This is a genomic window from Synechococcus sp. BA-120 BA3 (genome assembly GCF_034931285.1).
In the GTDB taxonomy this organism is placed as follows: Bacteria; Cyanobacteriota; Cyanobacteriia; order PCC-6307; family Cyanobiaceae; genus Cyanobium.
Genome location: NZ_JAYGHZ010000150.1, coordinates 1 through 1,998, shown reverse-complemented (window position 1 = coordinate 1,998; position 1,998 = coordinate 1). Strand labels below are relative to the sequence as shown.

The following is a 1,998-nucleotide window of genomic DNA, read 5'->3' as shown; positions in this document are numbered from 1 at the left end:
CCCCTGCTGAGCCGCCGGCTGGCCAGCGGCCCCGCCGTCGCTGGTGCCTGCCGCAGCGACAGCCCCCGGCTGCAGGAACCCTGCGAAGCGATGCTGGAGGCCCTGGGGGCGATCGGGGAGGCGCAGGCGGAGGTGCTGGAGGTGATCCGCCCCTTCACTGCCCACGACCGGCCGCTGGTCCGCAGCGCCGCCTGCCGCGCCCTGCTGCAGCTCACCGGGGAGACGGTCTGGGCGGACGAGCTGCTCGGACTGCTGCAGCATCCCCAGCTGCAGGTGCGCCGTGCCGCCCTGATGGATCTGGGGGCGGTGGGGTGGCGGCCCGCCCTGGAGCCGATCCGGCGCACCTTCGCCGAGAACAGCCTCAAGCTGATCGCCCTGCGGGGGCTCGTCGAGCAGGGCCGCGGCTCCGCCAGCGGGAGCGAGGCGGACAGCGATGATGAGGCCCTCCTGATGGCGATGGACGCCCTGCTGTGATGACGGCCGCAAGCGGAGATTCCCAGCGCGCGGCCGATCGGATCCGGGCCTTCGAGCAGGCCGGCAGTGCCGAGGAGCTCGTGGCGGCCACCCGCCGGCTGACCGACTGCGACGAGCCGCTGGCCACCGTGCCCCAGCTGGTGCAGGTGCTGGGGTTCAACAATCCCGGCGCCGCCGTCGCCGCCGTCGACGGGCTGATCGCCCTGGGCCCGGCCGCCGTGGGACCGTTGCTGGCCAATCTGGATGCCCACAACTACGGGGCCAGGGCCTGGGCCGTCCGGGCCCTGGCGGGCATCGGCGACCCGCGCGGGCTGGACGTGCTCGAGGACGCCCTGGCCACCGACGTCGGCCCCAGCGTGCGCCGGGCCGCCGCCAGGGGCCTCGGGGCCCTGCGGCTGGAAAGCCTCGCCGAGCAGGAGCGGCAAGGAATCCGCCAGCGCTGCCTGGAGGCCCTCGAAGAGGGCCGCAGCGACGGAGAGTGGGTCGTGCGCTACGCCGTAGCGGTGGGCTTCGAGGGCCTGGCCCTGCCGCTGGCGCCGCCCCATCCCCACCGCGAACGGGCCGTGGCCGGCCTCAGCCAGCTGCGGCAGCTGGAGCAGGAGGAGACTCTGGTGGTGCGCCTGCGGGCCGGCGTGGCCCTGAAGCGACTGGACAGCCGATGACCTCCCCTGATCCCACCGCCATCCTGTTCGTCTGTCTCGGCAACATCTGCCGCTCCCCGGCCGCCGAGGGGGTGTTCCTGCACCTGATCGCCCGCCAGGGGCTGGAGCAGGCCTTCACGGTCGACTCGGCCGGTACCGGTGACTGGCACGTGGGCCGCCCCGCCGACGCCCGCATGCGCAGCGCCGCCGCCCGTCGGGGCATCGTTCTGCCCAGCCGGGCGCGCCAGATCACCATGGACGACCTGGGCCGCTTCGACCACGTGCTGACGATGGACCGGCAGAACCTGGAGGCGGTGCGCGGGCTGGCCGGGAGGGGGGAGGCCGCCGCCCGCATCGGCCCGCTCACCCGTTACTGCCGCCGCTACAGCGTCGAGGAGGTGCCCGATCCCTACTACGGCGGCGAGGAGGGCTTCGATCGGGTGCTGGACCTGCTGGAGGACGCCTGCGGCGGCCTGCTGGAGGCCCTGAGGGCCGATCAGGGGGCCGGCTAGGGCTGTGCCTCCAAAGGGGAGGGGCCCGGCCAGGCGTCCTCCGGCACCCGCTCGCGGAACAGGTCGACCAGGCGCTGAATCACGGCGTCGATGGGCAGGCCGTCGGTGACCAGCTCCACGGCGTCGTTCGCCTGGCGCAGGGGGGCTTCGGCACGGCTGGAATCACGGTGATCCCGCTCGGCGATCTGGGCCTCCAGTTCCGCCAGGGCCGGCACCGCGAAGCCGCGCTGGGCCAGATCCGCCGCCCGGCGACGGGCCTGCTCCGCCACCGTGGCGGTGAGGAACACCTTGCACTCGGCCTCCGGGAAGACGGCGGTGCCGATGTCGCGCCCCTCCGCCACCAGGCCGCCGCGCCGGCCCATGGCCTGCTG

Annotated in this window: 4 protein-coding genes; 3 read left to right on the top strand and 1 reads right to left on the bottom strand. The window is 74.6% G+C overall.

Translation table 11 applies throughout. The annotated features are described in order from the left end of the window. The 3 genes from VB737_RS06725 to VB737_RS06715 form a co-directional block, all read left to right on the top strand. The coding region (locus VB737_RS06725) for a HEAT repeat domain-containing protein (protein ID WP_500312162.1) at positions 1–474 on the top strand (474 nt) is incomplete at its 5' end. After that, positions 474–1,136, top strand: a complete 663-nt coding sequence (gene cpcF, locus VB737_RS06720; RefSeq protein ID WP_500312161.1) for a C-phycocyanin alpha-cysteine-84 phycocyanobilin lyase subunit CpcF — start codon at positions 474–476, stop codon at positions 1,134–1,136. The genes VB737_RS06725 and cpcF, both read left to right, overlap by 1 nt. Continuing rightward, positions 1,133–1,627: a low molecular weight protein-tyrosine-phosphatase gene (locus VB737_RS06715; protein ID WP_500312160.1), complete on the top strand. Its 495-nt coding sequence runs from the start codon at positions 1,133–1,135 to the stop codon at positions 1,625–1,627. Before cpcF ends, VB737_RS06715 begins: the two co-directional genes overlap by 4 nt. On the opposite strand, the gene VB737_RS06710 is transcribed toward VB737_RS06715, so the two are convergent. Further along, positions 1,624–1,998 (bottom strand): (d)CMP kinase (locus tag VB737_RS06710; RefSeq protein ID WP_500312159.1); only part of this gene is annotated, 375 nt, incomplete at its 5' end. The two genes, VB737_RS06715 and VB737_RS06710, sit on opposite strands and share 4 nt — an antisense overlap.